The 23,289-nt window shown below is 61.1% G+C and carries 22 protein-coding genes, 1 tRNA gene and 1 pseudogene; 16 read left to right on the top strand and 8 right to left on the bottom strand.

Annotation, left to right across the window (positions count from 1 at the left end; genetic code table 11):
• The first annotated feature begins 9 nt into the window (after nucleotides 1-9).
• The gene (locus tag HS101_18310; protein MBE7508220.1) at nucleotides 10-510 is read left to right on the top strand and encodes a hypothetical protein; all 501 of its coding nucleotides are present in this window, start codon (nucleotides 10-12) and stop codon (nucleotides 508-510) included.
• Nucleotides 494-3,304, top strand: a complete 2,811-nt coding sequence (locus tag HS101_18305) for a DEAD/DEAH box helicase (GenBank protein MBE7508219.1) — start codon at nucleotides 494-496, stop codon at nucleotides 3,302-3,304. The genes HS101_18310 and HS101_18305 overlap by 17 nt, the downstream gene beginning before the upstream one ends.
• 23 nt (nucleotides 3,305-3,327) lie before the next feature.
• Here the strand turns inward: HS101_18305 and HS101_18300 are convergent, their stop codons facing one another.
• From HS101_18300 to HS101_18290, 3 genes are all read right to left on the bottom strand, one after another.
• A complete protein-coding gene (locus HS101_18300) occupies nucleotides 3,328-3,876 on the bottom strand; it encodes a hypothetical protein (GenBank protein ID MBE7508218.1) in 549 nt (182 codons plus the stop codon).
• Nucleotides 3,877-3,958: 82 nt separating this feature from the next.
• On the bottom strand, nucleotides 3,959-4,573 hold the full coding sequence (locus HS101_18295; protein MBE7508217.1) for a hypothetical protein: 615 nt from the start codon (nucleotides 4,571-4,573) through the stop codon (nucleotides 3,959-3,961).
• 1,508 nt (nucleotides 4,574-6,081) lie between these two features.
• Nucleotides 6,082-6,762: a cupin domain-containing protein gene (locus HS101_18290; GenBank protein ID MBE7508216.1), complete on the bottom strand. Its 681-nt coding sequence runs from the start codon at nucleotides 6,760-6,762 to the stop codon at nucleotides 6,082-6,084.
• Between the two features lie 89 nt (nucleotides 6,763-6,851).
• Between HS101_18290 and HS101_18285 the strand changes: the two genes are divergently transcribed.
• From HS101_18285 to HS101_18255, 7 genes and pseudogenes are all read left to right on the top strand, one after another.
• The gene (locus tag HS101_18285) at nucleotides 6,852-7,478 is read left to right on the top strand and encodes a hypothetical protein (protein MBE7508215.1); all 627 of its coding nucleotides are present in this window, start codon (nucleotides 6,852-6,854) and stop codon (nucleotides 7,476-7,478) included.
• A gap of 84 nt (nucleotides 7,479-7,562) precedes the next feature.
• The gene (locus HS101_18280) at nucleotides 7,563-7,955 is read left to right on the top strand and encodes a helix-turn-helix transcriptional regulator (protein MBE7508214.1); all 393 of its coding nucleotides are present in this window, start codon (nucleotides 7,563-7,565) and stop codon (nucleotides 7,953-7,955) included.
• 3 nt (nucleotides 7,956-7,958) lie between these two features.
• Complete coding sequence (locus HS101_18275; protein MBE7508213.1) at nucleotides 7,959-8,696, top strand: ImmA/IrrE family metallo-endopeptidase; 738 nt, start codon at nucleotides 7,959-7,961, stop codon at nucleotides 8,694-8,696.
• A gap of 58 nt (nucleotides 8,697-8,754) precedes the next feature.
• Nucleotides 8,755-9,036, top strand: a complete 282-nt coding sequence (locus HS101_18270; protein ID MBE7508212.1) for a hypothetical protein — start codon at nucleotides 8,755-8,757, stop codon at nucleotides 9,034-9,036.
• Nucleotides 9,037-9,067: 31 nt separating this feature from the next.
• Nucleotides 9,068-9,394, top strand: a complete 327-nt coding sequence (locus HS101_18265; GenBank protein ID MBE7508211.1) for a hypothetical protein — start codon at nucleotides 9,068-9,070, stop codon at nucleotides 9,392-9,394.
• Nucleotides 9,395-9,399: 5 nt separating this feature from the next.
• Nucleotides 9,400-9,693: a hypothetical protein gene (locus HS101_18260; protein ID MBE7508210.1), complete on the top strand. Its 294-nt coding sequence runs from the start codon at nucleotides 9,400-9,402 to the stop codon at nucleotides 9,691-9,693.
• Between the two features lie 15 nt (nucleotides 9,694-9,708).
• A pseudogene (locus HS101_18255) lies at nucleotides 9,709-10,239 on the top strand (phage integrase SAM-like domain-containing protein).
• Nucleotides 10,240-10,374: 135 nt separating this feature from the next.
• On the opposite strand, the gene HS101_18250 reads toward HS101_18255, so the two are convergent.
• A complete protein-coding gene (locus tag HS101_18250; protein MBE7508209.1) occupies nucleotides 10,375-10,821 on the bottom strand; it encodes a hypothetical protein in 447 nt (148 codons plus the stop codon).
• Nucleotides 10,822-10,895: 74 nt separating this feature from the next.
• A tRNA-Gly gene (locus tag HS101_18245) sits at nucleotides 10,896-10,967 on the bottom strand.
• A 90-nt stretch (nucleotides 10,968-11,057) separates the two neighbouring features.
• On the opposite strand from HS101_18245, the gene HS101_18240 reads away from it, so the two are divergent.
• Together HS101_18240 and HS101_18235 are read left to right on the top strand one after the other, a co-directional pair.
• Complete coding sequence (locus HS101_18240) at nucleotides 11,058-11,210, top strand: hypothetical protein (protein MBE7508208.1); 153 nt, start codon at nucleotides 11,058-11,060, stop codon at nucleotides 11,208-11,210.
• 240 nt (nucleotides 11,211-11,450) lie between these two features.
• The gene (locus HS101_18235) at nucleotides 11,451-11,732 is read left to right on the top strand and encodes a hypothetical protein (GenBank protein ID MBE7508207.1); all 282 of its coding nucleotides are present in this window, start codon (nucleotides 11,451-11,453) and stop codon (nucleotides 11,730-11,732) included.
• Between the two features lie 75 nt (nucleotides 11,733-11,807).
• Here the strand turns inward: HS101_18235 and HS101_18230 are convergent, their stop codons facing one another.
• Together HS101_18230 and HS101_18225 are read right to left on the bottom strand one after the other, a co-directional pair.
• Nucleotides 11,808-12,437, bottom strand: a complete 630-nt coding sequence (locus HS101_18230) for an HNH endonuclease (protein ID MBE7508206.1) — start codon at nucleotides 12,435-12,437, stop codon at nucleotides 11,808-11,810.
• Nucleotides 12,438-12,662: 225 nt separating this feature from the next.
• Nucleotides 12,663-13,715: a DUF89 family protein gene (locus tag HS101_18225; GenBank protein MBE7508205.1), complete on the bottom strand. Its 1,053-nt coding sequence runs from the start codon at nucleotides 13,713-13,715 to the stop codon at nucleotides 12,663-12,665.
• Between the two features lie 104 nt (nucleotides 13,716-13,819).
• Between HS101_18225 and HS101_18220 the strand changes: the two genes are divergently transcribed.
• From HS101_18220 to HS101_18205, 4 genes are all read left to right on the top strand, one after another.
• On the top strand, nucleotides 13,820-15,061 hold the full coding sequence (locus HS101_18220) for a HEAT repeat domain-containing protein (protein ID MBE7508204.1): 1,242 nt from the start codon (nucleotides 13,820-13,822) through the stop codon (nucleotides 15,059-15,061).
• Between the two features lie 206 nt (nucleotides 15,062-15,267).
• Nucleotides 15,268-16,398, top strand: a complete 1,131-nt coding sequence (gene pdhA, locus HS101_18215; protein MBE7508203.1) for a pyruvate dehydrogenase (acetyl-transferring) E1 component subunit alpha — start codon at nucleotides 15,268-15,270, stop codon at nucleotides 16,396-16,398.
• A gap of 25 nt (nucleotides 16,399-16,423) precedes the next feature.
• Entirely contained in the window at nucleotides 16,424-17,404 is a 981-nt protein-coding gene (locus HS101_18210) for an alpha-ketoacid dehydrogenase subunit beta (GenBank protein ID MBE7508202.1), read from the top strand.
• 75 nt (nucleotides 17,405-17,479) lie between these two features.
• The gene (locus HS101_18205; protein MBE7508201.1) at nucleotides 17,480-18,883 is read left to right on the top strand and encodes a 2-oxo acid dehydrogenase subunit E2; all 1,404 of its coding nucleotides are present in this window, start codon (nucleotides 17,480-17,482) and stop codon (nucleotides 18,881-18,883) included.
• On the opposite strand, the gene HS101_18200 is transcribed toward HS101_18205, so the two are convergent.
• Nucleotides 18,880-20,445, bottom strand: coding sequence for a hypothetical protein (locus HS101_18200; GenBank protein MBE7508200.1), 1,566 nt, complete (start codon nucleotides 20,443-20,445; stop codon nucleotides 18,880-18,882). The genes HS101_18205 and HS101_18200 overlap by 4 nt on opposite strands.
• A gap of 85 nt (nucleotides 20,446-20,530) precedes the next feature.
• Here HS101_18200 and HS101_18195 point away from each other — a divergent pair, with 85 nt between their 5' ends.
• On the top strand, nucleotides 20,531-23,281 hold the full coding sequence (locus HS101_18195; protein MBE7508199.1) for a phosphoenolpyruvate carboxylase: 2,751 nt from the start codon (nucleotides 20,531-20,533) through the stop codon (nucleotides 23,279-23,281).
• The last annotated feature ends 8 nt before the right edge of the window (nucleotides 23,282-23,289 follow it).

The raw sequence follows: 23,289 nt of genomic DNA, 5'->3' as shown, positions 1-23,289 counted from the left end.
GCCAGGTAGATGGAAGAGTTTGTCGATTCCAAAATGTGGCTGACGCGCGGGTCGAGCGTGATCTTTGACAAGATCATGCTCGGGCCGTTGCTCAACGACGGCGCGCTGATTTCGCTTCGGCAGGCATTGAGCTGGCTTTCGTCGTGGCCGAGCGCGCCGCCAACATCCGGTCGGACGGTCCTTCTTGGCGGCTTGGACACTGTGCTTGAGGTTCTGCCCACGCGGGATGCTGAAGATTTCGTCCGCCGACAAATCCGCCCTTTGATCGCGGAGTTTCAAAACCGCTGGACCGAGTGTGGGCTTGTGTTTGGGATGAACACTCCGGCGCCGAGGATCGTGGAAGACCCGGTAACGGAGATGGTGCATTTTGAGAATCGCGACGGCGAGCGGCTGTGCCTGTCCACCGAGCTTTGGAACGGCTCGGCCGTGACGGACATGCGACGGCTCGTGCGAACGGACCGGGCGGCTGGTCAAAAGGTCCGCGGAGGGTATTATGCTCCGCGCTCCTGACCATCCGAAAATCGAGATTGGCAAGAACGTCTCGCACCCCGAGCTGGGCGAAGGCGTGGTGCTTGGCGTCGAGCCCACCGGGTTCATTCGCGTCTATTTCCGCACCCACGGCGAGCGGCAGGTGCCGGCCGATGCGCTTGCGGGGGCGCTGACGTGGGAGCAGCGCGTTCTGTCCTCCTTGCGGCCGGGAACGCCGGAGGCCATTGAGCGGCTCGCTTTGGCCATCGAGGCCGAAGAGTTGCCGTTGATGGAAAGCGCGGCCGTTCTCACATCGGCGAAGGTGGACCTGTTGCCGCACCAGGTCGTGCTTGTCCATCGAATGGCGAATGCCCGGCCGCGTCGTTTTCTGATCGCCGATGAAGTGGGATTGGGCAAAACCATCGAGACGGCGCTGATTCTCCGGGAGCTGGCCTCACGCGGAGAGTTGCAGCGGGCGCTCATGATTGTCCCGGCGGGTTTGGTCGAAAACTGGCGGCGCGAACTCAATGACGTGTTCAATCTCGACTTCGAGGTGTTCGGCTCCGAAGGCGACGTGTCGGACCGCAAGTCGAACGCATTCGCCAAGCACAATCGCATGATCGCGTCGATTGACACGTTGAAGCGCCCGCAACGGCTTCGCCGGATCAAGGACGCGCCTATTTGGGATCTTGTCGTGTTCGACGAGGCCCACCACCTCAGCGTGTATAAGAATGGGCGCAAATCGACCAAGACGCAGAATTACAAACTGGCCGAGGCGATGCGAGAGCATTCACGCGACCTGCTATTGCTTTCAGCAACTCCGCACCAGGGCGACCACTACCGGTTCTGGATGCTTGTGCGCTTGATGGACCCGACGCTCTTCGAAGACGAAGCGGACATGGTGGACAACCGCCATCGGCTCAATGCGGTTGTAATCCGCCGTACGAAGGCCGACGCCTGCAATGCGAGCGGCGGGCCGCTGTTCGCCCGGCGGCAGGTGCATACCGAGGCGTTTTCGCTCAATGACGCCGAGCAGGTGTTTTATTCAGCGCTTACCGACTATCTCAATGAAGGCTACGCGCTGGCTGAGCAGCTTGGCGGCAAAAGCCGGGCGCTCGGCTTCGTCATGACGATCTTCCAGAAGATTGCCGCCAGCAGCTTCTCGGCCGTGCGTGCGACGCTTCGCAAGCGGCTGCTCATGTTGACGCTTCAAGAGGCGATTGAGCGCGATGAGGCGCTTGACGTGGACGGACGAAACCGGGCACTGGACGAGGCCCGTGAACAGATTCGCGACCTTCACGGCCTGCCGTCGGACGCGATCGGTCGGGCCCAAGTGGACCAGATACTCGCCGACTTGAAGGTTCAGTTGCTCCGAAAGCGCGACGAGACTTTGGAATTCACAAGAACGCCTGAGTCGATGGATGATTCGGAGGCCGCGGCCGCGATGACTGACGACACAGCGGCGAGCATGGTGCTTGTTGCCTTGCCGGAGGAACGTCGCAGAATCCGCGAGCTGCTCGACCGCTTTCCGCCGCAGACCGAGACGAAGACGACGGTGTTGCTCGGCGCGCTGGAGCAACTCTGGAAGCTCAACCCGCAGGAAAAAGTCGTGATCTTCACGACCTATCTTGGGAGCATCGACAGCTTGCGTACCGCGATCGAGTGGAAGTTCCCGGGCAAGGGTGTCGAAGTGCTGAAAGGCGGCGACCACGGCGCCAAGACTGCCGCTCAGAAGCGCTTCAAGCGCCCGGATGGTCCGTGCGTGCTGTTGACGACCGCCGCCGGGCGTGAGGGCATCAACCTTCAGTTCGCCCGCGTGTTGTTCAACCACGACCTGCCGTGGAATCCGATGGACCTTGAGCAGCGGATCGGGCGCATTCATCGTTACGGGCAGGAGCACACGGCCCAGGTGTACAACCTCGTCGCATCCGACACGATTGAGGGGCAGATTTTCCTCTTGCTGGAGGACAAGCTGCGCGAGATTGCCACGGCACTCGGCAAGGTGGATGAACAAGGTCAGATCGCGGAGGATCTGCGCTCGCAGATTCTCGGCCAACTCGGCAGCCGGCTGAGTTATGAGAAGCTCTACCAGGACGCCTTGCGAGACCCCTCACTCCAGCGGACCAAGGAAGAGCTCGAAGTCGCAATGTCGAACGCCAGCCTCGCGCGGCACGTGGTCTTCGAGCTGTTCCAGGACCTGGAGAAGTTCAATCTCGGCGAGTATCAGAAGTTCGACGACCGCGGCGAGGGCATGCGGCGACTGGTAGCGTTTGTGCAACGGGCTGCCGCACTATTCGGCGGGCAGTTCGTGTCGAAGAGCGGCACGCGATACGTCCTCATCGACCCGGACAAGGCGGAGACACCCTTCACCACGGACCGAGACGAGGCTCTCCGCGAGGAAAACGTCGAGTTGCTCGGGTTGGAGCACCCGGCCGTTTCAAGGTTGATCGAGCGTTGCCGACAACTTGAGGCAGAGCGGCGTTTTGTGTCGGCGCAAACCGATGTCGAGCTTCCGGGCTCAGGATTGAGTACCGTGTGGAAGGTCATTGTTCAGGCAGAGGGCGGCAAGCTCGATAACCGAGTCGTGCGCCTCGGCTTCGATGATGGCGGCGACCGCTCACTTGCCATTGAGCGTTTGGTCCGTTCGTTCGGCGCCCTTAAACCCCATGACGCCCGTCCGCTTACGCGCGATGAAGCAGGCCTTGTCGCTCGCTTTCGGGATGCACTTCATCGAGAGATGAGCCATGCGGGACTGCTCTCGGATGGGGCGAGTTATTCGTCAGTCCTCTTGGGAGCGGCGATGCTCTCTCCGGCTGTACGCCCATCGCTTCATTGACCGCTCAAATCAGCCTGAACCGATCACGTGAGAGAATCAGCCCATTTCATCCAGGCATTCTTATAGGATTCAACGAAGGCGATGAAACTTCGAAGCGATATCTTCGCCACAAAATCGGGCGGGTCGGAAGCCTTGCTGCCAAGCGGGTAGTTGCGAATCGTAAGCTCATCGGTTCCAGGCTCAACGCCTACATTTGCATGTGCGATTCCATTGCGGAGCTTGTTCAGGGTTTGCTCCAACGGCTTATTCCATGGGCCGCCGGACCCATCCGTCAAGGTGAAGGCATCCAGGCTCAGCGATTCTGGAGCTAAGTGACTGGAGAATTCTTTGAAGAGGGCCTCTTTTGGTACGACAAACATGAGATATGCCGCCATTAAGCACGTCCCTTGGTTGAATACTTGGGGTTTCCCGCCGCCCGGGCCTGCTCCTTGTCCAATCGTGGCTGTGTAGACTTCCTCGACAGTCCTACCCCAATTCTCTTGTTGCAGGGCGGTGGATAAAAACCACAGCGAGAGATGGCCCATTTCCATGAGCCCGGCCAACGGTTCGATTTCAGCCTTTGAGATCGCCATGAATCGCAGCTCCGCGGATCAAATCACTAGCCACGTCGCTCTTGGGACAGCTTCCGCCAGCCTGCGACGCCACAGGCGGAGTCTATCCGTTATCGGCGACCCCGCCAAACGGCCGTACAATGCGACGTTTCCAAGGCACAGCTTCAATCGGAACCGCCTCCAGCCCCGCTGTGCAACGAGCGCGATTGACCGCCCGCCACAGGTTTAGCAATTGGACCCTCACCGGCGCGAAAGCCTGAAAATGGACCCGGGCGAATTCGGTCGAAAGCGCGTCCGCAGATCGGCGGCAGGCGAGTTCGAGGAAGTACGCCTTCAGGCGGGAAAATTCGTCGGACGCTATTCGCACCGAAGCTCGCCCGCTACGGTGGGAAAGCGAATACCCGGCGTAGCGAATCGCAACCCGCCGTGCGTCCCGTAGCTGCCCGGCTTCGTCCTCGAAGAATCCGTGCTGGCCGTGGGTCGCCATGAGGAGGAAGAACCGCTCGTGGCGGATGTACTGCATGTTGGCCAGGCCGGCGCGTTTCCGGCGGCACCGTTCTTTTTGCGAGACCGCGATGCCGTACCGGGCGACCAGTTTCTGATCTACATGCTCGGGATCTTTGGTCGGGGGGATGCGGCCCGCCACGTAGAACCAGTAGCCCCGGGCCAGGTACGCCACCGCCACCTGCTGAATGAACCCGTCCACCGAAGTCGCCACGCACCGATACTGCATTCCCCCGCCCGACGCCTGATACTGCCCGAAAGGTGGGGATTGTTTATGGCACAATCCCCGAAGCCGTTATGCGTTTCCGCATGGAAACCGTGCGCTTTGCTCGGCAGCCACTTGCGGGAAGCGCGGCAGGACGCAGCTCGGACTCGCGGGAATCTCAATATGTCGCGACCGTTTACGGTCGCCCCGCTATCGCCCGACGTCATCGCCTCTCACCGCCCTCACCCATCGCAGCCAGCCAACCGGTCGGTCGCATCCATGGGACCGACCACGGCACAATGCTGCCCTTCGACCGGGGCGGTCGAACTTGTTTCTAAGTTGACCGCCCCCAGTAATGGAACTGCCCCAAGCAGGAACCCCAACGACAACCGCCCGTGTGCAAGGCACACGTAGCCTGTCATCGTCATTCCGTGTGCCACAAGCCGCCGGTCCGCCAAGACCGGCCGCGTGCAGCCACGCAGGCCCCATCCAAGGGACGCGCGAGGCGCGTCGCGCCTCACTAAGTACGCCATTCAGACCGGGTATGAACCCGTCGCCTCTTTCGTCGTCGCGATTGCCGGAGTTACCAGCCCCGGCACGAACGAGCGGCCACTGCCTTGCAGCCACGCCCGCCGGCCTCCCGGCCGCTTCTACTGAAGGCACACTCCTGGACTTGAGCGTTTGAAGCACCTGGCCGACCAGACCAGGCACCGGGAACCACCCCGGATGCTCAAGCCCTTCCCGGATTAGTCGCAATCTTCCACCAGCCAATCACGTTGCTAGACGGTGATGCCCGTCGAGCTCAGGTCGTCTGCCGCGGCTCCCGCCGAGGCAGAGTTTCCGCCACCGAAACGGTGACGATTTCTGCGGGTCGAAACAAGAAGCACCCGCTTATCCGCCGACCTGAGCCATTCGCGATTCGGCTCCGTCTTTGGCTGGCAATGACCGGCAAGCCCTTGCGGGCCTTTCATGGTTGAGCTTTTCACCGTCGGGCTTATCTCACCCGATCGCCGAGCTGGTCACAGCCCGGTTCCGACCCTTGCGGGCACGGAAGCTCCCCACGCCGGCCGACGTTGAACGAACCTGACGGGACTTGCACCCGAATTGTCCCGATGAATCGAGACTGTGGTCCGAACCCCGTGGAGGGATTTGTCCACCGTGCGGCAGACGCACCACCTTTGATTGCGACGGCCCCGCACCCACCGGCAAGAAACCGGTAAGTGCGGGGCTTTTCTCCGTCGCCCCGCTTCCGGGACAACGCATCGGATAGAACGCGGAGATTCGCTCGACGCAGTTGGCGCCGCATCGAGTTTTGATTCCACGAGCCTCCGTCGAGCCGGACAAGCGCCTCTCGACGCATCCGGCTCTACGGGTCGGCATCATCACGGTTGGTTAGGCCGTGCCCTTGGCTCGGTTGGTAAGGCCGAGTTGAACGGGCGATGCCGCCCGGTCTGAATGGCGTCGCGCAACATGATTTTCGTTACTGACGACCACGAGCCGAAGCTCGCGGCGCGAGCCTAGCGTACTTCAGCACTCCGGGCACACGCAGATTCCCGAGCGAATGACTGACCCATTCGCGGCGTCCAGACGAAGGACGGAAGCGTGTATTGGCCCGGGTCATCCAGCTCAATCAGCGGCGCGTGATACGACAGCAACACCAGCGTCGTCATCGGCGAGCTGAACGTGTGCATGAGGCCGCGCGTGAAGGCGATTGCGTCGCCCGCTTGCACCGGGATCGCGCGCAAGTCCGCTCCCGAAAAGACTTCCAAGGTTTCATTCGACACGTGAAAAAAGCCCGAGCCCTTGAGCGCCACGATGAAACGGTCCGAGCGTTCGTGAACATGCATGGGCAGATCGAGCGTTCCGGCGTCGAATCGCAACATGACCAGCCCATCATCGGCGCCGTCGAATACATCGGACCCACGCCACACGGCGCCTGCGATGCTGTCCGTGTCCTCGAACGGCGCTCGCAACTCCAGCGGGAATTCGGTCTCCGCCAGCTTCACCAACTCCCCAATCGTGACGCCATCGAGCTCGGGGAACCCGAGCCGCATCGATCTGCGAAACGGCTCACAGCCTGTTCGACCGCACGAGGCGACATCGAGTCCCGCGCGTGCCAGTTCGAAGAGTCGCACCAGCGCCCGAGCGCCGGAACTCTCCCTGCATTTCAGCGTCGTTTCTGCCTGAATCATCGACATGCCACACCTCCTTCGGTTTGAATCGTCGAGTCGAGGGACGCATCAAAGTTAGGTACGTGTACGGTACTTGCCGAGGAGGTACAAGGGGCGTGACCAATGAATTTCAAACCGGTACGGCGAGCCGCCTCACCGACCGCGAGCAGGTTTCGGTGCTTACCGAAGAGTATCGGGCGTTATATCAGCTCGTGCTGTTCCGGTTGAGCGCGATGGATCAGCGTATCCCAACCGCCGGTGGCGCGCTCGGAGTTGTGCTCGGCAGCGTGCCAGCGCTTCCGGCGGAGACTCAGCTCCTATTCCTAGTAGGCATCCCATCCTGCCTGTCGTGGATAGTTGCCACGACGCTCGGACACGCACGCTCCAAGGAGGACCACCTGCGCCGCATCGATGAAATCGAGCGAATGGTCAATCGAATTGCGGGTGTGGAGCTGATGGTTTTCCAATCCCAACATCCCAATCGAAAACGCGCTACGGCAGGCCGGACCGGAACAGCCGCTATGCTGGCCGTCGGAGCGGCCTGCTTGACGGCCTTGGCGGCGTGTATCGTCCTGTTCCACTCCCGGTCGCTCGTGGATGCCGAGCTCGGCTTGGCGTACGACGCCTACGTCGGGGTTACGGCCGCCTACCTGGTCCATGCCGTCATCGCTTTACGCCGCTACCGGTATCAGCGACCTCCAGGCATTCCAGCCCCGCCGTTCGCCGCGTTCCGGGCCGACTGACCCGTCCCAAGGAATTCCGTACCCAGGGGCTTGACTTCATCCGGACGGTTGTTAGCATATCAGCGTACAGTACATGAGGAGCCAATGGCACGACACGCAACAACCAGTCCGGAGCCGGTTGGCGAGCTGCTTCGCCGCACTCGTGTAGGTCTCAACAAGGGCCTCCGCGAAATGGCCAAGATCCTTGGAATCGCCCCCGCGCATCTCACCGACCTGGAGCTTGGTCGACGAACACCCTCCGAAGAACTTTTGAAGCGAATTAGCGAAGCTTACGGAATTGCCGAACCGAAGCTCCGGGCTGGCTGGAGCCGCCCGGACGTCATCGTCAGCGAGATCGCCAGCCAAGATGCGTTGACGGCGGAAAAGGTGCCGGCCCTCCTGCGGAACGCGCGCCGTCTCACGCGTGACCAATGGGACGCGCTGATCGAAGAGGCTCAGCGCCTGTCGATCCAAAAGGAACCCCGAAAGGCGAAATGAGCGATGCGACCCGTCCTGGAATACCGCTACTTCGAGCCGCGATGGGGTTCTCGCCAGGTCGATCGCCGCGCTTGGGAGTGCCTTGAGCAGTGCCGCAAGCAACGCAAGATGGAGAGCCTGCCGCTTCCCATTCCCGTTGAGGAATGGATTGAAGGGCCGCTTCGCGTCCGGCTCGGCTTCGGCAACCTCTCGCGCTTCGGTGCGGACGTGCTGGGCGCTGCCTATCCCACGAAGCGAGAGATCATGATTGACGAGCAGGTTCTCAGCCACGAGGGGCGCTGCCGATTCACTGCCGCCCACGAGCTTGGCCACATCATCCTTCACGCGAAGGCGGCGCGCACGTTCCGCGACACGCTCGATTACGGCCTCAGTACCCGCGACCAGTTTGAGCGTGAAGCGAACCGCTTCGCAGCCGCGTTCTTGATGCCTCTGGCCCTGCTGGAACGGGAACTCCTGCAACTCTGCGATAGTCAGGGCATGAAGCGTTCGCAGTGCTTTGCTGAGTTGATGGAACCGATCGATGATTCCGAGTCACTATGGCGCCGCCGGTTTCTCCCGACGCTCGCTCGCAAGTTCAAGGTCTCGAAGGCAGCCGCCGTGATCCGCTGTTCGGACATCCAGCCGCGGATTGCCCGCGCGCAGCCCCTCTTGCCACGAAAACTTGTCCAGAAGCTCATAGAGCCGGAACCGGACCGTCAACCGATGCTCGAATTCGCCGACGAAGGCTCCACGAAACGGTAGGACTTTTTTTTGTCTCGGTTGTACGCAAGTAAGCGTACACGACATGGAGTACTTGGAGATGACGACGAGAAACAGCGACCTGCCAATCCACGAGGTGCGTGCAGGGGCCATCAGCGGCGCCGTATGGGGCAAATCCGCCACGCTCGACGGCCGGCCGGTCGTCCAACACAGCATTCGCATCGAAAAACCCTACCGCGACGAACGAACCGGCGAGTGGAAGAGCACCGGCTACTTGCGGCCAGACGATCTTCCAAAGCTCGCGCTGGTCGCAGAGAAGCTCTATGAGTACCTGACGCTACGCACGCCCGACGAGGCGCCCGCGAATGCGGTGCGAGCTTGACTCGGCAAAACTGAAAATGGAGCGCGCAGTCGTGATGCAGTACGACCTTACCGACACGCCGATTGCCCGTAGCGGCCGACCACTGCCGCCGCCGTCAGAGGCAGAACTTCTGGCGGTGACCGTCGGCCTCATGCTCGCGGAGGATTGTGCGCGCTGCGAGCTTGGACGACGGGAATTGGTGCTGACCGGCTGCAACTACCGCCGCATCGCGACTCTGGTCGAAGAGCGAACTCCGCCGCTCGCACGCGACTTCGGCGATGCGCGACAACTTCGGCGGCGCCTTCGCGCACTCGTCGGACTTCGCATTACGACGACCCGCGGCGCCTTTCCGCGGACGAGTCCTGATTGCCCGGAGTGAGAAAGATGAATCGAGAGAACCTGGATCCATCGGTCATTGAACGCGATACCGCGGCCTCCACAGGGCACATCCTGCCCGGCGCGCTGTCGATTGCGTGGCCCGAGTTGCTGACCGAGGCCGAGGCGGTTCGCTACCTGCGGCTCGACACCATCCGGGGGCTTCGCAATCCCGGCGAATCGTTGGCGCGCTATCGGGCGATGGGCTTGTTGCGCGGCACGCAGGTGTCCAAGAGCGTCTTCTACCGGCGTGTCGAGCTTGACCGCTTCCTGGAGCGCTTGACGAACGAGAATCCTCGCTAAAGATCAGAGAGAACCATGACCCCGGAAGTCTCGCTAGCAACGCACAGCGTCACGAAGCCGAACGGCGTGCGTTACACGTATTATCAGCTTCGCTGGTTCGGAGCCGATGGAAAGCGGTATAGCGAGAATCTCGGCCGAACGACTGAGCTGTCGAAGCGACAGGCGGAAAAACGCCGGCAGGCAAAGGAATTGGAACTTCACCAGAAGCCCGGACTTCGCAGCCCCGGCCGCATCCCATCGCTCAAGGACTTCCTGGGCACCTACATCGAGTCCCGGCGAACCGAATTGGCTCCGGGCACCGTCGAGCTGCACGAGCGAACGGCGAAGTATCTGAACGGCTTTCTCGGCGAGGATCGCCGCCTCGACCAGATCACGCGTTACGACGCACGCGAGTTCAAGACCGCGCTCTCAAAAGGCGAACTCGCCAAGCTCAACCAGCGCGTGTTCGAGAAAACCAGCCCACGAACGGTGGACCAGCACGTCCGCAACGCACGGACGATGTTCAACCGGGCCGTTGATGATGATCTCATCATGTACAACCCGTTTGACCGACTGGCCGGCGGGCTCCCGCCGGTTGAAAAAGACTGGTACTACGTGAGCATGGACGAATTGGCGAAGCTGATCGTTGCTTGCCCCAACCAGGCATGGCGGACATTGCTCGCGCTATGCCGCCTTGCCGGACTACGCCAGGGCGAGGCGCTCTCTCTTCGATGGACCGACGTTGACTGGAAGAGGAATCGGCTGACCGTCTGGGCGCAGAAGACCAAGCGGCGGCGCGTGGTGCCGATCGCACCCGAATTGCTGCCGATTCTTCGCGACGCGCGTCGAATTGCGCCCGAGGGCGAGCCGCTTCTCGTGCACGGACTCGTGGCCCAAAACGTCTGGCGAGACTTCGGCGTGATCCGCAAGCGGGCAGGCTTGGCGAAATACGCCAAGTGGTGTCACACGCTTCGGAAGAACCGCGAAAACGATTGGATGGCGGCCGGGTTCCCGTTCCACGTCGTCGTCGAGTGGATGGGCCATTCCGACGAGGTGGCCCGCCAGCACTATCTCCGCGTCAACGAGGCCGACATCAACGCTGCGTCTCAGCGCATGATCGCCGGTGATCTGACGCAACTTCTGACGCAACTCGACAATTCGGCATCTTCAGCAGATGGCGGCTCGGCACCGCAAGTGCTCAAGCTGAAGGACTTTATGAAGAAAGCGGGCGATCGGATTCGAACCGACGACGTCCAGCTTGGGAAGCTGGCATTCTACCACTGAATTACGCCCGCGAAGGCCGTTTTCTACTTCTTTTCTACGACCGCTACTACAACTCCGGGTAGGCCGCCACGGTGAGCGGCCGACGCCCGGAGTATACCGCGGTGCCCAAGCACGGTCCAAACCGCCACAAGCGAGTTCCGAAACTCTCCTTCACCAACGTTCAGGGCATCGGCTGGCACGTGAGCTTCAGAGACGAAGACGGCGTGCCTCGCCGGCACCGGTTCGGCATCAAAGAGCGTAGCGGCGAGCCGTAAGCAAAGCTCCTCTATCACGCTTGGGTCCTGGAACACCGTGGTGGTGAGAACAAGAGAGCGTTCCCGACCAAGGCCAAGCGAACCACCAAACCCAAGAAGGACAACCGCATACTTTCAGGCAGCATCCTCGAAATTGCAAGCAGCTTCCTCGACGCCGAGGAGGCTCGGGCACGGAAGGGATACGAACCCAATCGACGGGGAACCATCTCGGCGGAGGTCTATCGCGACCGACACCAAGCGGTGAAGGACCTCCTCGCGTTCATCAACACGGAACGCGGGGTCGGGGCAAACGCCAGGATGCGGCTCTCCGACCTCAAGATGGAGGACATCGGGGCCTTCAATCGAGCGATTGTAAAGCTGGGCTTTTCCGCCTCTCAGGTCGCCAAGCGCCTTCAGCTTGTGAAAGCCATCATCGACCGTGCCGGCAGACCCGTGCATGGCGGACAGATGCTCACTTGGAACTGGGATTCGCACCGAGACATGAACCCTCCGGTCCACACCGCGGCGAACCAACGCGCATGAAAAAGCCCCGGGGAATATTCCCGGGGCTTTCGATTGTCAGAGTTCAGAAACTGCGAATCACGTTTTTTTCCGGCGCTACTTCAGCTCCACCGACCAGTACGCATTGTCCAAAAAGGCCTTCCAGCTTGCATATCGATCGTCCGCCAGCTTCACCGTAATTACCGGATTTCGCTTCGGCTTCTTCGGCGTGCTGATCAGGTGCATGCCCGCCATCTCCGGCGTTCGGCCGCCTTTGCGAATGTTGCACTTCAGACAGGCGCAGACAATGTTTTCCCACGATGTCTTGCCGCCCATGCTCCGCGGCACAACGTGATCCAGGGACAGTTCCGTCGTCGAATGCTTCTTGCCGCAGTATTGGCACCTGTTCTCATCCCGGGCATACAGGTTTCGCCGGTTGAACTTGACCTGTTGCCGCGGCAGTCGATCGTAGAATGCCAGTCGAATGATCCGCGGTACCGCGATGTCAAACCGCACCGTGCGAATCCAGTCGTGCGCATCCGGCTCGAACTCGCGCGCCAACTCGGACAGCTCGCACCATTCCATAAAATCGTACGAGGCATACTGGCCGCGCTCGATGTGCACGACTTCGGCCAGCTCCTTAAAGAGCAGAGAAAAGGCCCGACGGACATTCACCACGCGAATGGCCAGGTAGTTCTGGTTCAGCACCAGCACGTTACAACTGAGACCGCCGGCATGGGCGTACATAGAACAATCCCGGTTTTCAGACGACGCGGCCGACGATTTCGGGTGAGGGGCCCCTGGCGAGAGATTCTCCGACCGCCGGGGAGACGCCCTGAACCCTCGCCCACTGCGTGGTCAAATACTACTACTTGATATTAGGGATTAGAGGAGCCTTCTGCAAGGGTCTGGGCGCGAACGTGTTCGACGGTCCGCTTGACTGCTGATGCACCTTGACGATGGTCGTCCTCATTATGGGGCCGGGTCGAACCGGAAGATCGGGTCCATCAGCTTGACACCGATCACTTCGGCCACCATCCGGTCCTTGATCATCGCAAGCTTTAAGGTGTCCACCTTGAAGGCCGCGTCGAAGTTGCTTTCGATGGCGCGCCCCATGCCTTCTAGCACCAGCAGGTCCGATTGCTCCGCGGCCCGGCAACAGGTCCCCGAAAGATCCGCCAGATCGATCAGCGGCGCGACGCACCCCGTTTCGACGACGGTGATTAATTCTCGCCTAACGAGGCCGGTGAGCTTGGTGTCCAGTTCCATGAGCCGGGGCAGAAGGGACATAAGCTCTTCGGCGGTGATGTCGTTAAGGGCAGGTCGCGTGTTTGCCGCAAGCACGACATGAATGCCGCGGTCAGCAAGTTCGCGTGCCATTGGGATCGCGCCCAACAGAATATCCGGCCCCGCGTTGTCGACAAAGAAGATGGCCCGGCGATAGCGCCCTTGCGCCAGCCGGTCCTTCCATGCATCGAGGTGATCGATGGGCCACGGCCGAGGTCTGAGTCCTTGTCGAGCCGAGCGGAAGTCAAACGTCCCGGACTCAAACGCCTCAACCACCGCCCGCGATCCCATGTCAAAAAGATTGCCCGCGAACAGTCCCTGCGCCAGTAGGTCGATTCGTTCATCCGGCGCCGCCGCATCAACGTCCGCCAAAACAGCGGCAAACAGTCCCAGTGCAAGCTCATTCTCGCGTTGCTTGAGATCATGAAATGGATCGTTAATCCCGTGTGCGGCAAACTGCTCTTCGCGATAGATGGTCAATTCCAGCACGGTCAGCCGGCCGCGCAGGTCCGGTCGCTGTCGAATCGCCGCAAGACCCGCCAAATAAGTTCGACTGAACTCGGGCCAGACGGAATGCTGATCGAATTGACCGTTGCCGAGCGGAAGTCGCGCCAGCGTCTCAAGATGGCGCTCGAAGAGCGTCAACCAGTAATCCTGAACTTCCGGTCCGTCGGTCAGAAGATTCTGAACGCATGGGCGGTACGACTCGGGATTCAGCAATAAGGGTAGTACAGGCATGGACTCGTCCACGGGGCCGGTTCGGGCAGCACGGAGCCCGGTAAGGGGGGATGGTTGTAGATGAAGGAGGCGATGGGGGCAAGAAAGGGCGTATAATCATGTGCATGTTCGCAAGGCATCGAGCATCGTTGACGATCCACCTCACCGCTGTCCTCCTGCTCAGCACGACGCGTCCCTTGATGGCCGACACGTTTCGATTGACCGAAGGCGGCGTCATCGAGGGCAGGGTTGTTGAAGAGTCTGAGGATATCCTGAAGATTCAAACGACTCTCGGCATCTTTGAAATCGAAAAGTCCCGGATCGCCGAGAGAACTGAGTCCGAGTCTCCCTGGGAGCGTTACGAGAAGGAAAAGAAGAATTTCCCCGACACCGCCGATGGTCACTACGATCTTGCCCAGTGGTGTCGCCGTCAGGGCCTCCATACCGAGCAGAAGAGGCACCTCGAATGGGCTATCGAGCTCGATCCCGAGCATAAGAAGGCACGTGCCGCGCTCGGTGAGGTCAAGCGAGACGGCAAATGGGTGAAACGTTCCAAGCCCTCCTCCCGCGCGCCGTCCCCCGAAGAGCTCGAAGCGATGCGCCAGGCCAAGCGCGACGAAAAGATCGTCCGCAAAGCCATCGCCGAGTGGCATGTTAAGATCACCGCTATTCATCGCGGCCGGCTTGAGGGCGAGGGCTGGCACTCAGAGCGATTTCGCGACGGTCGGCGGCAGATCATGGACATCAAAGATCCGCTCGCCATCCCCGCCATCACCAAAGTTCTTAGTCAGGGCAATCCCGCGGCCAGACGGTTGATGGTCGATGCCCTGGGGCAATTCGAAGAAGACGAGTCGACGATGAACCTGATCGTCGTGACCGTGTTGGATCCCTCCGTCACGATCCGGCAGATGGCCTCGACCGAGTTGATCCCCCGCAAAGATACGCGAGTCATCGACGAGTTGCGCGGCGCACTGGCCGATGAGGATGAGTTTGTCCTGCGCAATGCCGCTGCTGCCTTAGGCGCCCTCAAGGCCCGCGAAGCCGTCGGCGACCTCATTCCACTCCTCTCCACCCTCGAAAGGCAGCGGGTACGCGTCAGCCTCCCCGTCTTTCTCGACAGCGTGTACGGCACATTTGGATGCGCTCGCCGATACCGCTACGGCGGCGGAATAGTCTTCTATCAGCCGCAGTTCATTGGGGTCATCGGCCCTGCGTACCCCATGGGCGATTTGTCGTACTACGAAGACCAGATCGTCTCGGTCCATCGCACCGAAGTTCAGGAAGCCCTGATCGCCATTACCGGCCAGAACTTCGGTTTTGACGAGGGTGCATGGCGCCAGTGGGTCCGTCAGAATAAGGGCGGCTGACAACTCACAGGCCGCCTTTCCCGGTGCGTTGTTTCGCAAATCCGATTCCAACGCTAGAATCGAGATGCTGATCCAGGCGGCGACCTGCCGCTCGGCTTCAGGCCCTAGACAATGGGCCTTCGCGCTGACAGGCGCCGGCCACTGTTGAACCTGCAAGGCTGCGTGCATGGAGCCCGCACCGGTGATCGACTCCGAAAGGAGGAAATGTGCCCCGAGGAAAGCTGGAACTGGAAAACTACGTCGAGTCGCTTTACATCCTCGACGAGGATGGCAGTGTCGACCAGGCCCTGGTGCCTAAGCTCGAACCTCAGGAGCTTCGGCGATTGCTCCGTTCGCTGTTGACGGCGCGTCGCTTTGACGAGCGCATGCTCAAGCTCCAGCGGCAGGGCCGCATCGGTACCTACGGCCCCGCACTGGGTCAGGAGGCCGCATCACTCGGCCCCGCCTATGTCCTCAGCAAGAACGACTGGATGATCCCCTCGTTCCGCGAGCCCGCCGCCATGATCTACCGCGGCTGGCCGATGGAGCGACTGATGCTCTGGTGGGGGGGCAACGAGATCGGCTCGTCGACGCCGCAGGGTATCCGCGATACGCCCATCTGCGTGCCGGTCGCGAGTCAGTGCCTCTATGGCGCCGGCATCGCCTGGGGCTGCAAGCTTCGCCACGACGGCACGGTCGCCCTTTGCTTCGTCGGCGACGGCGGAACCAGCGAGGGTGATTTCAACGAGGCCATGAACGTCGCCGGGGCCTTTAACCTCCCGCTCGTCTGCGTCGTGCAAAATAACCAGTGGGCCATCAGCCTGCCGCGCAAGAAGCAGACCGCTGCCGCGACGATCGCGCAGAAGGCCATCGCTTTTGGCTTCAACGGCATACAGGTCGATGGCAACGACATTTTCGCGATGATCGTCGCCGCCGATCAGGCCGTCGAACGTGCACGGCAAGGCGGCGGTCCGACCCTGATTGAGGCCGTCACCTATCGGCTTGGCGTCCATACGACCGCCGATGATCCCAAGAAGTATCGCACCGAAGAGGAAGTTGAGCAGTGGAAGTGCCGCGATCCGCTCACTCGTTTCTATAAATACTTGAAGAAGAACGGCATCATGGATGACAAGGCCCGCGACCTCCTCGAAGACGAAATCGCCGCCGAGATCGGTGCCGCGGTCGAGAGTGCCGAGCAGTACCAGCCGGATATTATGGAACCGTTCAAGCACTGTTTCGCGACCATGCCGAACCACCTGGAGGCCCAGTTTGTCGAATTCCAGGCCTTTCTGGATTCATCAGCCGGCGAGACCAAGGGCTCAGACCACGGCTCTCAGCTCTCGGGTAATGTTCATTGACGACTGACGTGGAGTGAGATTGCAAATGGCACTATTGACGATGGCCAAGTCCCTCAATCTGGCGATGCACGAAGCGCTCGCCGAGGATCCCTCCGTTCTCATCCTCGGTCAGGATGTCGGGCAGGACGAAGGCGTCTTCCGGGTCACCGAGGGCCTGCTCAAAGAGTTCGGAGAAGAGAGAGTCGTTGACTTTCCGGTCGCGGAGTCTGCCATCGCAGGCGTTGCCATCGGCCTTTGCCTCGCAGGGTTCAAGCCCATTGCTGAGATGCAGTTTTCCGGCTTCGGGTATCACGCTTTTCATCAGATCGAGAACCACGCCAGCCGATTTCGCAATCGCACGCGCGGCCGATTCACCTGCCCGATGGTCGTTCGCATGCCCTACGGCGGCGGTATCCGCGCCATCGAGCATCACAGCGAAAGCCGCGAGGCCATCTGGGCCCACCTGCCCGGTCTGAAGGTCGTGATTCCCTCAGGACCGCGTAACGCCCGCGCCCTTCTGCGGGCTTCCATTCTCGATCCCGATCCGGTCATGTTCTACGAGCCGAAGGCCTGCTACCGCGCCTTCAAGGAAGAGGTGCCCGACCAGCCGGAGACGATGGAAATCGGCAAGGCGAATGTGGTTCGCCCCGGCAACGACGTCACTATTATCTCCTATGGATCGACGATGCGGCCGGTGCTCGAGGCCGCTGATGACCTGGTCGACGAATACCAGATCGATCCTGAGATCATCGACCTGCTTTCTCTCGTCCCAATGGATACCGAGACGATTACCGCTTCAGTCAAGAAGACCGGACGATGCGTCGTCGTACACGAGGCCCCGAGAAACTGCGGTCCGGCGGCAGAGATCATCGCCCGCATCGTCGAAAGCGCGCTCATGTTCCTCGAAGCGCCGATCCAGCGCGTCACCGGTTACGATCTCGTGCTTCCATACTTCAACATCGAAAAGCCCTATCTGCCGGATCCGCGGAAGATCATCACGGCGGTGCGGGAAGTAGTGAGTTACTAACGAAGGAGCAATCGCGCGGACGCGCGGTGCCCATCAAGACCGATTTCAACTCGGCATTTTGAGACAGGGTGATACATGGCCAAGGAATTCAAGCTACCGGACTTGGGCGAGGGCATCCATGAGGCCCAGGTCGTCAACGTCAAGATCAAACAGGGTGACACAGTTACGGCCGACCAGATGGTCATGGAAGTCGAGACCGACAAGGCCGCCGTTGAGCTTCCCGTGCCCTATGCCGGAGTCATCTCAAAGCTCAACGTTAAGCAGGGCGACACAATCAAGGTGGGCGAGGTTCTGCTCGTCGTGGAAGAGCCCGGAGCAGCCGCGGTCGCACCGGCAGCCGCAGTCGCACCGGCAGCCGCCCCTCCCGTGGAGGCGCGAACGTCCAGTGCGCCTGCCGCCTCCGTGAGCGCTCCTTCCATGCGCAGCGAAGCAACGGTCGCCGGTCCGCGAGAGGTCGCAGCGCCTCGGAGTTCCGCGGCCGTCGCCGAAGCTCCTCGCTCCGGCAATGGACCAATCCCCGCGGCGCCGGCCATTCGTCGGCAGGCTCGCGAAATGGGCATTGATCTGGAAAGCGTCCGCGGCACCGGCCCGGGCGGCCGTATCGTCCGTGAGGACATTGAACGATTCGCAATCGCCGGTCCCAGCGGCGCCGGAAGAGCGCCCGACGTTGCCCAGCCCGGAGCCGCCCCTTCGGCGCCATCCGCGCCCCAGCGAACGACTCAGGCTCCGATGGCCGTGCCCGCCGGCGCAGACGCCATGCCCGATTTCGCCCAGTGGGGTCCGGTCCGCAAGGAGGCCCTCCCCCAAATTCGCAAGACCATCGCCCGCGCCATGGTCCGTTCGGTCACCACCATTCCTCACGTCACGCATTGCAACGAGGTCGACGTGACCGACCTTGAGCAATTCCGTAAGGAGCAAAGTGCCATCTTCGCCGACAAGGGCGCGAAGCTCACCCTCACCGCCTTCGTCGTCAAGGCCGTCGCCGGCGCACTCCGACAGTTTCCGCAGTTCAACGCGTCGTTTGATGAGCCGAATGGAACAATGATCTTTAAGGAATACGTCCATGTGGGCATCGCCGTCGATTCCCCAAGGGGACTCATGGTCCCCGTCCTGCGCGACACCGATCGCAAGGGCCTGATGACCATCTCCAAGGAGCTCAAAGAGCTTGCCGACAAGGCCCGCGACTTTAAACTCGACATCGCGGACATGCGCGGGGGAACCTTCACGGTCACAAACGTCGGCGCCCTTGGCGGCACGATGTCCACCCCGATCATCAACTGGCCCGAAGTCGCCATTCTCGGCATGGGCAAGCTGGACTGGAAGCCCGTGGTTCGTGACGGCCAGGTTGTCCCTCGAAAGGTACTGCCGCTTTTCCTGTCGTTCGATCATCGGGTTATCGACGGGGCCGACGGCGCCAAGTTCATTCACGCCGTCATGGGCTTCCTTGAGAGCCCCCTGAACCTGCTGCTCGTTTCTTAGTCGTCGTTCGACGTCCCCTGCGTCGTCGAGATCTTCGATTCGATCTCAAACTCCGGATGAGACGCCGCGAACTTCGCGCTCATTTCGTCCATCATCGCCCGAAACGACGGCGAGAACATGATCGAGCCGTGATCCCGATCGGGCTCGATGATCACACGCGCATCTGAGCCCAGTTCGGCCAGAGCTTTTTTCAGCAGTTCCGTCGCCCCATTGAGATAGAAGTTGTCGGCGTCCCCGATGATGACCGTGATTTTGCCCGTTAGCTTCGGGCCCAGCGTTTTCCATTCCCGCCGAAGTTTGTCGGTGATGTCATATCGCCGCCACGCCTTGACCACTTCGGGGTCGATCTTCCCCGTACGCCGATCCCAAAGCGGCACGGGCGCGCCATCCTCACCGCGCGGGCCGAATACCGCCTCAAAGGACTGCATCTGCCCTCCCGGCCCAAGCACATCTTCCATCCTCGCGAAGTCCCTTAAGAGCAGCTTGATGGAGCCGCCCTGGCGCATGATCGGCCACGGCGTCCCCGATGATTGCGTGAAGAAGTTCGTCTTGGCGTCGTAGAGGTCGAGCCCGCAGAAATCGCGAAAGTCCACCGAGTCCGGCGACGTGGACCACGTCCCACCAAAATACTCGGGATACGTGATCTGCAACCACAGGCTGCTCCATCCACCCGACGAGTGCCCTGTGAGCAGGCGCGCCGTCGGCTCCGAAATCAACCGAAACTCCTTTTCGAGGTGCGGAATTAGTTCTTCAACCAGCGCCCGACCATACGGCCCGTTATTGTCGGAGTCTGCGAACACGTGGTGCCCGAGCGGACACATCGCATCCAGGCCGATCCGCACAAATGGCGTTTTCGACGACCCCAGGAAACTCGAATACATCATCGCCTCGCGTTCGTCCCCGCCGAATCCGGGAATCACGTAAAGCGCTGGGAACTTCTTCGTCGGGTTCTCTCGATAGGCCGTCGGAAGCGCCACCATGCATCGTAGGAACACATCCCGCCCATGAAATTTCGAAAGGCATTCGCTGCGAATCCGCACGCTCTTGGCGTTTTCCGTATCGACGTCGTGTCGGTCCTCCTTCACCTTCCGGCCGATCCTCAGCCGAATCACGCCGCTCGTGTTAGCATCGAAGTCAATCGTCTTGGCCCGCGAATAGAGATTGCCCGCCGCCCTGCCCGAATGTGGTCGGTCAATGTTCGTGTGCATCACTGCCTGCACGGCGTATTTTCCCGATGGAATCTTCCCCAATTCGTAAGGGTACGCTTGCAGGCGCTTGAGCTGAAGCGGTTGTCCCGGTGCCCAGTCGCTCACGTCCTGGCTGAGTATCGGCTCCCGGCTTAACCAGTTATGGGTAAGCCTCGGCTCGCCGCTTAGTTCCGCGGAAAGGAATATCAATACTCGCCCGGTAAACGGCTCGTCCCGCAGTTTCCGGTCGAATCGAACTTCGAAAACGGCTGCGTCACCGGCGTCGGCCCGCGCGACGCCGCCCAAGCCGCCCAGCGTAGCAACGAGTAATATGATCGCGCTGGAAAATCGTCGCGATTCAACCTGAGTGAGCATCTTCCGTTTCTCCATTAGGCCGATTTTCTGGAGACGTTAGACTACCGCCTGCAAAGCGACAAGCGAGGACAGGAGCCCAAGCCCCATGACCATGCAAGCAAATAACGAACTCCTCGCCGGCATGATGGAGTCCATCATGCTCAAACGATCGGGCAGTCAGCACGTCACGATGTGCAACGATTTGCGGCAGCGCTGCGCGTCAAAGGCGCTGGACCAGGCCGGCGCGGCGTCCGCCGAGGTCCTGGCGATGATCGCCGCGCTCTCCGACACCGAAATCGACCGGCTGCTCAATTCGCTCACCCTCCAGTTCCACCTGCTCAATCAAGCCGAGAAGTGCGAGATCATCCGGGTCAATCGCGCCCGCCAGCGCGTCGCGACCGATGAGAGTCCTCGCGCCGAGTCGATCGCCGACGCCGTCCGTCAACTCAAAGAACTGGGCCTGAACATTCACGATGTCCTCGCCGTCGTCGCCCGGCTCGACATCCGTCCCACCCTCACAGCCCATCCCACCGAGGGTCGCCGGCGAACCATTCTTCGAAAACACAAGGCAATCGCCGAAGTGCTTCTCCTGCTGGACGATGCTTCCCTCGCACCGGCCGAGCGTAAGCGACTCATTGACGACCTTCGCGCCCTGGTGCTGACTCTTTACGTCACCGAGGACATTCGCAGCGAACGGCCCACCGTCCTCGACGAAGTGCGCAGCGGCCTCCACTTCCTGACCTCGACCATCTGGGAAACCGTCCCGCTGCTCTACGAAGACATCGCCGCGGCCCTCGAAACTTACTACGACTGGAGCGGCCCGCTCCCCATCTTTCTCCGCTATAGAACCTGGATCGGCGGTGACGCCGACGGCAATCCTAACGTCACCCCCGACGTCACCCGCACCGCACTCACAATGCAGCACCAGGCCGCAGTCCAGTTGCACATCCGCGCCCTGGAAGACGTCTTCGCCGAGCTCAGCGTCTCCGATCGCCACGCCGAAGTCCCCGAAGAGTTACGACGCATTGTCGCGCAGGATTCGAATCAAAACCTCGTCCCGCAGGAACTGCTTCGATTCCTCGCCCACGAGCCCTTCCGTCACCGCGTCGCCCAGATCATCGGCAAGCTCCGCCTCGCGTTTGACGATGCCTCAATCTATCCAGCGGCCCGTTTCATCGAAGACATTGACCATCTCCGTGATTCTCTCGAGCAGGCCGGCCTGCCGTCTCTCGCTCGAAGTGGAAGGCTCGCCCGCGTCGAACGCAGCGCCAAGACATTTCGCTTCTCAATGGCCGCGATGGACGTCCGACGCCACAGCGACCTGCACGAGTCCGCCGTCGCCGAACTCCTCCGCGTGGCCGGCGTTTGCCCGGACTACGAATCAACCGATGAATCCCGTCGCATAGAGATTCTCGAGCAGGAACTGGTCACCCCGCGCCCACTGCACGGGCCGTCGATGCCCCTCTCCGATGACACACGACAGATCCTCGACGTCCTTGATGTCCTCAAGTCCGCCATGGCGATCGACGCCGAAGCCATCGGAAGTTACGTCGTCAGTATGACTCACCAGGTCAGTGACGTGCTCGAAGTGCTTCTGCTCATCAAGGAGGCCGGCCTCTGGGAGACCCGGGATGGTTGCCTCACCGCCTCACTGGACGTAGCTCCGCTCGTAGAGACCGTTGAGGATCTCGAAAATGCCCCGGCCCTCTTGGAGCGCCTCTTCGCATCAACCGCCTATCGAGCCTACCTGCGCGCCCGAAACGATTTTCAAGAGATTATGCTCGGCTACTCCGACAGCAATAAGGACGGCGGTTACTGGATGTCGAATTGGGCCCTGCAAAAAGCCCAGTCCGTCATCGCACAGACCTGTCGCCAGGCCGGCATCGAGTTGCGTTTCTTTCACGGCCGCGGCGGTACGGTCGGTCGGGGCGGCGGCCGCGCCAATCGCGCAATTCTCTCGTCGCCGCCTGTCAGCAGAAACGGTCGCATCCGCTTCACCGAGCAGGGCGAAGTCATCTCCTTTCGCTACGGCCTCCCGCAGATCACCCGTCGCCACCTCGAGCAGATTGTCTCCGCGATGCTCGTCGGTACGGCGCAATCCGAGGCCGACCAATCAACCATGGCCGGTTTCGCCGGCGCCGTCGGCCCGCAACACATTTCCGTCGAGGACCGAGTCAGAATCATGGACGAACTCGCCGTCCGGTCGATGCAGGCCTACCGCGAGTTGATTGATGACGACCAATTCTGGGAGTGGTATTGCGGCATCTCGCCGATCGAGCACATCGCCGGCCTGCCGATCGCCTCTAGACCCGTTTCAAGAAACGCCGGAGGCTTGTCGTTCGAAAACCTCCGCGCCATTCCCTGGGTCTTCGCCTGGACGCAGATGCGCTACAACGTGCCCGGCTGGTTTGGCGTGGGCTCAGCGGTGGAGTCATTGATCCACGATCGACCCGAGACCGCCGACTCACTTCGTCGCCTGTACCAGGAATGGGAGTTCTTCAAGACCATCATCGACAACATGCAGCAGGAAATGACCAGGGCTCGCCTGCCCGCCTCACGCCTCTATGCCGATGCGAGCAAGTCCTCAAGCGATATTCACCTGCGCATCAGCGCGGAGTTCCAACGCACGGCAAACGCCATCCTCTCAATCACCGGGCAGTCTCGCTTGCTCGACAACAACCCCGTCATCCAATCTTTGATTTCCGCGCGCAATCCCGCGACCGACGTGCTGAATATCCTTCAGGTGGAGCTGCTCCGCCGCTATCGAGTTGCCCCCGACGCCGCCCGCCCGGCCCTTCGCCTCATGTTGCAAAGAAGCGTCAATGGCATAGCGGCAGCGATGCAGAGCACCGGTTGAGCCTCAAT

The sequence above is a fragment of the Planctomycetia bacterium genome (assembly GCA_015075745.1).
Classification (GTDB): domain Bacteria; phylum Planctomycetota; class Phycisphaerae; order UBA1845; family UTPLA1; genus UTPLA1.
Note: the sequence above shows the minus strand (reverse complement) of the source record. Positions and strands in the feature narration are given on the sequence as shown.

Excerpts from the sequence above, each read along its gene's own strand:
- HS101_18310 (MBE7508220.1), top strand. The coding sequence starts at position 10 with ATGGAAGAGTTTGTCGATTCCAAAATGTGGCTGACGCGCGGGTCGAGC.
- HS101_18305 (MBE7508219.1), top strand. The coding sequence starts at position 494 with ATGCTCCGCGCTCCTGACCATCCGAAAATCGAGATTGGCAAGAACGTC.
- HS101_18300 (MBE7508218.1), bottom strand. The coding sequence starts at position 3,876 with ATGGCGATCTCAAAGGCTGAAATCGAACCGTTGGCCGGGCTCATGGAA.
- HS101_18290 (MBE7508216.1), bottom strand. The coding sequence starts at position 6,762 with ATGTCGATGATTCAGGCAGAAACGACGCTGAAATGCAGGGAGAGTTCC.
- HS101_18280 (MBE7508214.1), top strand. The coding sequence starts at position 7,563 with ATGGCACGACACGCAACAACCAGTCCGGAGCCGGTTGGCGAGCTGCTT.
- HS101_18275 (MBE7508213.1), top strand. The coding sequence starts at position 7,959 with ATGCGACCCGTCCTGGAATACCGCTACTTCGAGCCGCGATGGGGTTCT.
- HS101_18270 (MBE7508212.1), top strand. The coding sequence starts at position 8,755 with ATGACGACGAGAAACAGCGACCTGCCAATCCACGAGGTGCGTGCAGGG.
- HS101_18260 (MBE7508210.1), top strand. The coding sequence starts at position 9,400 with ATGAATCGAGAGAACCTGGATCCATCGGTCATTGAACGCGATACCGCG.
- HS101_18230 (MBE7508206.1), bottom strand. The coding sequence starts at position 12,437 with ATGTACGCCCATGCCGGCGGTCTCAGTTGTAACGTGCTGGTGCTGAAC.
- HS101_18225 (MBE7508205.1), bottom strand. The coding sequence starts at position 13,715 with ATGCCTGTACTACCCTTATTGCTGAATCCCGAGTCGTACCGCCCATGC.
- HS101_18220 (MBE7508204.1), top strand. The coding sequence starts at position 13,820 with ATGTTCGCAAGGCATCGAGCATCGTTGACGATCCACCTCACCGCTGTC.
- HS101_18210 (MBE7508202.1), top strand. The coding sequence starts at position 16,424 with ATGGCACTATTGACGATGGCCAAGTCCCTCAATCTGGCGATGCACGAA.
- HS101_18205 (MBE7508201.1), top strand. The coding sequence starts at position 17,480 with ATGGCCAAGGAATTCAAGCTACCGGACTTGGGCGAGGGCATCCATGAG.
- HS101_18200 (MBE7508200.1), bottom strand. The coding sequence starts at position 20,445 with ATGCTCACTCAGGTTGAATCGCGACGATTTTCCAGCGCGATCATATTA.
- HS101_18195 (MBE7508199.1), top strand. The coding sequence starts at position 20,531 with ATGACCATGCAAGCAAATAACGAACTCCTCGCCGGCATGATGGAGTCC.